Source organism: Compostimonas suwonensis (assembly GCF_002797855.1).
GTDB lineage: Bacteria > Actinomycetota > Actinomycetes > Actinomycetales > Microbacteriaceae > Compostimonas > Compostimonas suwonensis.
The window spans coordinates 152,200-158,996 of record NZ_PGFB01000006.1 but is presented as its reverse complement, the minus strand read 5'-3'; the positions used below and the strand labels follow the sequence as shown (position 1 = coordinate 158,996).

The window sequence follows — 6,797 nt, the reverse complement described above, 5'->3', positions numbered from 1 at the left end:
CGCCCCTGGACCTCGAACGACGACCGGAGAGCAGGGTTGACGGCCTGGCTCGATCACTACAACCTAGACAGACACCACCTCGGCATCAGAGGCAAGACCCCCATCGACCGAATCAACAACGGTCGAGGTCAGTACAGCTAGCCGGCTCTCCACAGCGGCGTCCTGCGCTCGCGAGTGCACGGGATCGCCGCCACCACGAGGGCGGTCACGTCCGCACCCTGCACGATGCTGGCATGACGACGCTCCTGCTGACCACGCACGACTTCTCCCCCGCCGAGCTGAGCGCGCTGCGCCTCGACGGCGAGGCGTTCGCCCTCGACGACGGAGCCACGCCGGCGGATGTCGCGGCCGACCCGCCCATGCGGGTGCGAGCGGTCATGGCGGGCCTGCCCGACCGGCTGATCGTCGAGCGGTTCAGCGCGGCCTGGGTCCACGGCGCGGCGGCCTTCCCTCCCCCGCTCCATCAGCTGGGCATGGTCGCGCGAGCGCGCTTCCGCCTGCCGGTGTCGTGCCGGGCGGAGGTGCGCGAGATCGTCGTCGTCGAACAGGAGCTGGTCACGATCGAGGGCTACTCCGTCACCTCGCCGGTGCGCACGATGATCGATCTCGCGCGGGCCGTGGAGTTCTCCGAGACGACGCGAGCCTGCGTCGGCGACCTCGGCACGCGGTTCGGCGTGCGTCTCGGCGACTGCCTCCAGGCGCTCGACCGGCATCCGAGGCTGCCGCACAAGAAGCGCGCGCTCGCGCGTCTGGCCGGGCTCCTGACAGGGCACGGCCGCGGCGGCGCGCTGATCATCGGCCCCGCCGTGCGGGGCTCAGCCCGCGCTCACCCGGTAGACGTCGTAGACGGCGTCGATGCGACGCACGGCGTTGAGCACCCGGTCGAGGTGGGTGGTGTCTCCCATCTCGAAGACGAATCGGCTGATCGCCAGGCGGTCGCTCGAGGTGTTGACCGTGGCCGAGAGGATGTTGACGTGGTGCTCCGAGAGCACACGCGTCACATCCGAGAGCAGGCCCGAACGGTCGAGCGCCTCGACCTGGATCTGCACGAGGAACACGCTCTTCGATGACGGGGCCCACTCGACCTCGATCATGCGCTCCGGCTCGTTCAGCAGCGAGGTGACGTTGTGGCAGTCCGCCTGGTGCACCGAGACCCCGGCGCCGCGGGTGACGAAGCCGACGATCTTGTCGCCGGGAACGGGCGTGCAGCACTTCGCGAGCTTGACGAGGATGTCGGGAGCCCCGCGCACGAGCACCCCGGAGTCGCTGTTGCGCAGCGACCGCGGGCGCCCGTGGGTCGCGACCGAGACGTCGGCGTCATCGACATCCGGCTCGGTCTGCAGCAGGCCGACGACCTTCTCGAGAACCGACTGGGTCGAGATGTGCCCCTCGCCGACGGCGGCGTAGAGCGCCGTCACGTCGTCATAGCGCATCTGGGCGGCGACCTCGGCGAAGGCGTCCTGGTTCATGAGCTTCTGCAGAGGCAGGTTGCGTTTGCGCATCGCGCGGGCGATCGCGTCCTTGCCCTGCTCGATCGCCTCGTCGCGGCGTTCGCGCGTGAACCACTGACGGATCTTGTTGCGCGCGCGGGGGCTCTTGACGAAGTTGAGCCAGTCCTGGCTGGGCCCGGAGTCCGGGTTCTTCGAGGTGAAGACCTCGACGACGTCGCCGCTGTTGAGCGAGCTCTCGAGCGGCACGAGCCGGCCGTTGACCTTGGCGCCCATCGTGCGGTGCCCCACCTCGGTGTGCACGGCGTAGGCGAAGTCGACCGGGGTCGCGCCCGCGGGCAGGCCGATCACACGCCCCTTGGGCGTGAAGACGTAGGTCTCCTTCGCACCGATCTCGAAGCGCAGCGAGTCGAGGAACTCGCCCGGGTCGGCCGTCTCGGCCTGCCAGTCGGTGATGTGGGCGAGCCAGGCCATGTCGGCGTCGTCCTGCACGTCGGTCGCCGCGCCCTTGCCGCCGTTGACCTGCTCCTTGTACTTCCAGTGCGCGGCGACGCCGAACTCGGCGCGCTGGTGCATCTCGTGGGTGCGGATCTGGATCTCGACCGCTCGCCCGGAGGGTCCGATGACTGTCGTGTGCAGCGACTGGTACAGGTTGAACTTGGGGGTCGCGATGTAGTCCTTGAAGCGGCCCGGGATCGGGTTCCAGCGCGCGTGGATGGCGCCGAGCACGGCATAGCAGTCGCGCACCGAGTTGACGAGCACACGGATGCCCACGAGATCGTAGATCTCGTCGAACTCGCGGCCGCGCACGATCATCTTCTGGTAGATCGAGTAGTACTGCTTGGGGCGCCCGGCGACCTTGCCGCGGATGCGCGCGGCCTTCAGATCCTCGGTCACGGCGTCGATGACCTGCTGCACGAACTCCTCGCGCTGCGGGGTGCGCTGCCGCACGAGCGACTCGATCTCGACGTAGAGCTTGGGGTAGAGCACGGCGAACGACAGGTCTTCGAGCTCCCACTTGACCGTCTGGATGCCGAGGCGGTGTGCGAGCGGTGCGTAGATCTCGAGCGTCTCGGTCGCCTTGCGCTTCGCTGACTCGGGCTTGACGAAGCCCCAGGTACGAGCGTTGTGCAGGCGGTCGGCGAGCTTGATGACGAGCACGCGGATGTCTTTCGACATCGCGACGATCATCTTGCGCACGGTCTCGGCCTGAGCGCTGTCGCCGTACTTGACCTTGTCGAGCTTGGTCACGCCGTCGACGAGCATGGCGATCTCGTCGCCGAAGTCGGCGCGCACCTGGTCGAGCGTGTACTCGGTGTCTTCGACGGTGTCGTGCAGCAGCGCCGCCGCGAGGGTCTTCGGCCCGATGCCCAGGTCGGCGAGGATCTGCGCCACGGCCACGGGGTGGGTGATGTACGGCTCGCCGCTCTGCCGCTTCTGGCCGCGGTGGGCTCGCTCGGCGGTGGAGTACGCGCGCTCGATGAGCGCGATGTCTCCCTTCGGATGGTGCATCCGAACCGTCTTGACGAGGGTGTCGACCGCGCCGGCCGGCTGGGCGCGCGAGAAGAGACGGGGCACGAGGCGCCGGAGCGACGTGGACGTCGTGGTCGCTTCCGTCATCTCACACCTCCAGGCTCTCTATTATCGCCCCCGCGTTCACGATCCCTGACCGTTCGGGGGCACAGGAGCCGGGTTTCTCTCAGGGCACACTCGGCTGCCGCTCAGACCGCGTCGCTCCCGTCGACGACGACGGGCCCGGATGCCGCCTGCCAGGCCATGAGCCCGCCCGAGACGTTCGCCGCGCGGTAGTCTGCGCCCAGCAGGGCGTCGGTGACCCTCCGCGAACGTGCTCCCGAGTGGCAGATGACGAGGATCGCGAGGTCGTCGGGCAGCTCGCCCTGACGCTCGCCGATCTCGTTCATGGGAATGTGGTGCGCGCCCGCGGCGTGCCCGCCATCCCACTCGCCCTGCTCGCGCACATCGAACAGCCACACGCCCTCGAGCGAGCTCAGGCCGATGGCCTCAGCGGCGTCGACCTCCGTGCGCCCTCCGAACGGATCGCTCATCCAGCGATTGCCGCCTCGTCGCTCTCCGGCGTCTTCGCGCGCTCGCGCGAGGTGAGCACGCGCTTGTCGCGCTTGCTGATCGTCGGCTCCTTCTCGCGGAACTGCGCGTAGAGCGGAGCCGCGATGAAGATCGTCGAGTAGGTGCCGATGAGGATACCGACCAGCAGCGCGAGCGAGATGTCGCGCAGCGTGTCGGCGCCGAGGATGAACGCACCGATGAAGAGGATGGCCGCGACGGGCAGCGCCGCGACGACACCCGTGTTGATCGAGCGCACGAGGGTCTGGTTCACCGCGAGGTTCACCGCCTCGCCGAAGGTGTAACGGGAGTCGTCGCCGAGCTGTGCCGTGTTCTCACGCACCTTGTCGAAGACGACGACCGTGTCGTAGAGCGAGTAGCCGAGGATCGTCAGGAAGCCGATGACGGCCGCCGGGGTGATCTCGAACCCCGTCGCCGCGTAGACGCCCGCCGTGATCACGAGGTCGTGCAGGAGGGCGAGCATGGCCGCAGCGGACATCTTCCACGTTCGGAAGTACAGGGCCATGACCACGGCCGCGAGCACGAGGAACACGACGAGTCCCCGGAGCGCCTGCCCCGTGACGTCCGCGCCCCAGGAGGCGCCGATGAAGGATGAGGTGATCTCGGACTCGTCGACCCCGTAGGCCTCGGCGAGTGCGCTCTTGACCTGCAGGCTCTCGTCGTCGGTCAGCTGGTCGGTCTGGATCCTGACGGCGTCGGTTCCGAGCTTCGAGACGTGCACGACGGTGCCGGAGTCGACCGTGCCCACGGCCTCCTCCGCCGCCGGCTGCTGCACCTCGGTGACACCGCTCACCACGAACTGCGAACCGCCGCGGAACTCGATGCCGAAGTTGAATCCGCCCTTGATGAGCGGGATGGCGATCGACACGATCATCATCGCGATGGCGATCGTGTACCAGATCCTGCGCTTGCCGACGAAGTCGTAGGAACGCTTCCCGGTGTAGAGGTCATTGCCGAACTGGGCGAAACTGGCCATCAGGAGTCCTTCCCATCGGTCTTCGTACTCTTGGTGCCCACTCCGGTCAGCTCAGCGGCCTTCCGTTCGGCGATCGTCTGACGACGCTCGGCCTCTCGGTTGCTGCCGGTTCGCTTCGCGGCCTCCGCGTCGACGGGCTTGCGGAACTGCGCACGGCCGCGATAGATCGCGCCGAGCGCCGTCGGATCGAGACCGCTCGCCTTGTGCCCGCTGGAGAAGAACTTGGTGGTCGCCAGCAGCTGCAGCACCGGGTGCGTGAAGAGGATGACGACGATGACGTCGATGACCGTCGTGATTCCGAGGGTGAGCGCGAAGCCGCGCACGTTTCCGACGGCGAGCACGTAGAGCACGATCGCGGAGAGCAGGTTGACGGCCTTCGCCGCGTAGATCGTGCGCTTGGCACGGCCCCAGCCCGCCTCGACGGCGGAGACCAGGCCTCTGCCGTCACGCAGCTCGTCGCGTATTCGCTCGAAGTAGACGATGAAGGAGTCGGCTGTGAAACCGATGGCGACGATGAGGCCCGCGACGCCGGCGAGCGAGAGGCGGTAGCCCTCGCGCCACGACAGCAGGGCGATCACGAGATAGGTCAGGATCGCTGCCACGACGAGCGAGGCGACCGTCACGAGGCCGAGGAGCCGGTACTGGAAGAGCGAGTAGATCACGACCAGGACGAGACCGATGAGGCCGGCGATGAGACCGCTCAGAAGCTGCGTGGTGCCGAGCGTCGCCGAGATGTTCTCATTGCTCTGCACCGTGAAGCTGAGCGGGAGCGCGCCGAACTTGAGCTGGTCGGCGAGGGTCTTGGCCGAGGCCTCGGTGAAGTTTCCGGTGATCTGCGGGCGGCCGTCGGTGATGACCGCGTTGGTCTGCGGAGCCGAGATGACCTTGCCGTCGAGCACGATCGCGAACTGGTTCTGCGATCCCGTCAGGCCGTTGAGCCGGCTCGTGACCTTGCCGAACGCCTCGGTGCCCTTGTCGTCGAAGACGATGTTGACGGCCCACTGGCCCGTGCTCGCACCGGTCTGGGTCGTGACCAGGCCGCTCGAGGCATCCGCGATGTTCTCGCCGCTCACCTCGACGGGACCGAGGATGTACTTGACCGAGCTGTCGGCCTCACAGGTGATGAGGGGCTCGTCGGCCGGCGCCACGTTCGCCGAGTTGGCGTCGATCGAGGCGCAGTCGAAGGCCTGGAACTGGGCCTGCAGCGCGGGGGTGATGTAGTTGAGGTCGCTGCCGTTGCTCGGCGCGATCGAGGGCGTCGCCTCGAGGCCTGGATCTGGAGTCGGAGCCGGGGTGGACTTGCCGTCCTCCCCCACGAAGCTCGTCGCCGGAGCGCCCGCGACGAGCACGGGGCGGAACTCGAGCTTCGCCGACGACTCGATGCGGTTGAGCGTCTCCTGATCGGGGGTGCCGGGCAGCGACACGACGATGTTCTGGCCGCCCTGCGTCTGGATCTCGGCTTCGGAGACACCGGAGGCGTCGACGCGCTGGCGGATGATCGCCACGGCCTGGTCGAGCTGTTCCTGCGAGACGCTCTGGCCGTTGCTCTCGAGTTTGGGCGCGAGGATGATCTGCGTTCCGCCCTCGAGGTCGAGTGCGAGCTTCGGCGCCCAGGTGGCGTTGCTCCACAGGACACCTCCCGCGAGAAGGGCGGTGAGGCCAACGATTAGGACGACGAGCCACGTCAGGGAACGCCAGGCCTTTTTGACCGGTGTCGACTTTGCCAACTACGAACTCAGCTTTCTACGCGCGCGCGCACGCCGTTGTCCGACGCGGCACGCAGAGGGGAAGGGTTACTCGTCTACCTTTTTTTGATTCGAAGTGCCGGGCGCCGTGTTCGGGGCGTCATCGGCGGACGTCTCGGGGTCGATACGTTCGCCGTAGGCGGGCTCGCCGTCGACGTCGTGGCTCTCGAGAGAGTTCGAGTCGTCGGTTTCCGTGCTCACGGGCTCGTCGGGGGTGATGACGCGCGCGATGGTCTGACGGTGAACCTTGAGGATCGTACCAGGCGTGGTCTCCAGCAGAACCTGATTCTCGTCTTCGTCGATCGAGAGGATGGTTCCGTACACCCCGAAGTTGGTCATGACGTCTGCTCCGACGACCATCTTCGACTGCAGGTTCTGGGCGTCCCGCTGGCGCTTGCGGCTGTTGCGGAACATAAAGAACACCAGCAGCGCCAGGACGACGAGCATGATTATGGTGAGCGGATCGATAGGCATGAGCCGTGAAACCTTCCAAGTTTTGGGGAGCGACCACACTCTCGTGGGGGC

The 6,797-nt window shown here is 67.3% G+C and carries 6 protein-coding genes; all 6 read right to left on the bottom strand.

All coding sequences use genetic code 11. The features are described from left to right. Nucleotides 1–137 precede the first annotated feature (137 nt). Nucleotides 138–713, bottom strand: a complete 576-nt coding sequence (locus CLV54_RS16290) for a hypothetical protein (protein ID WP_100346054.1) — start codon at nucleotides 711–713, stop codon at nucleotides 138–140. Between the two features lie 102 nt (nucleotides 714–815). Beyond that, entirely contained in the window at nucleotides 816–3,068 is a 2,253-nt protein-coding gene (locus CLV54_RS16285; RefSeq protein WP_100346053.1) for a RelA/SpoT family protein, read from the bottom strand. A 101-nt stretch (nucleotides 3,069–3,169) separates the two neighbouring features. Then, nucleotides 3,170–3,514, bottom strand: coding sequence for a rhodanese-like domain-containing protein (locus CLV54_RS16280; RefSeq protein ID WP_100346052.1), 345 nt, complete (start codon nucleotides 3,512–3,514; stop codon nucleotides 3,170–3,172). Next, nucleotides 3,511–4,527: a protein translocase subunit SecF gene (gene secF / locus CLV54_RS16275; protein ID WP_100346051.1), complete on the bottom strand. Its 1,017-nt coding sequence runs from the start codon at nucleotides 4,525–4,527 to the stop codon at nucleotides 3,511–3,513. Before secF ends, CLV54_RS16280 begins: the two co-directional genes overlap by 4 nt. After that, a complete protein-coding gene (gene secD, locus CLV54_RS16270; RefSeq protein ID WP_100346050.1) occupies nucleotides 4,527–6,254 on the bottom strand; it encodes a protein translocase subunit SecD in 1,728 nt (575 codons plus the stop codon). The genes secF and secD overlap by 1 nt, the downstream gene beginning before the upstream one ends. Before the next feature lie 66 nt (nucleotides 6,255–6,320). Further along, nucleotides 6,321–6,746, bottom strand: coding sequence for a preprotein translocase subunit YajC (yajC, locus tag CLV54_RS16265; protein ID WP_100346049.1), 426 nt, complete (start codon nucleotides 6,744–6,746; stop codon nucleotides 6,321–6,323). Between the last annotated feature and the right edge of the window lie 51 nt (nucleotides 6,747–6,797).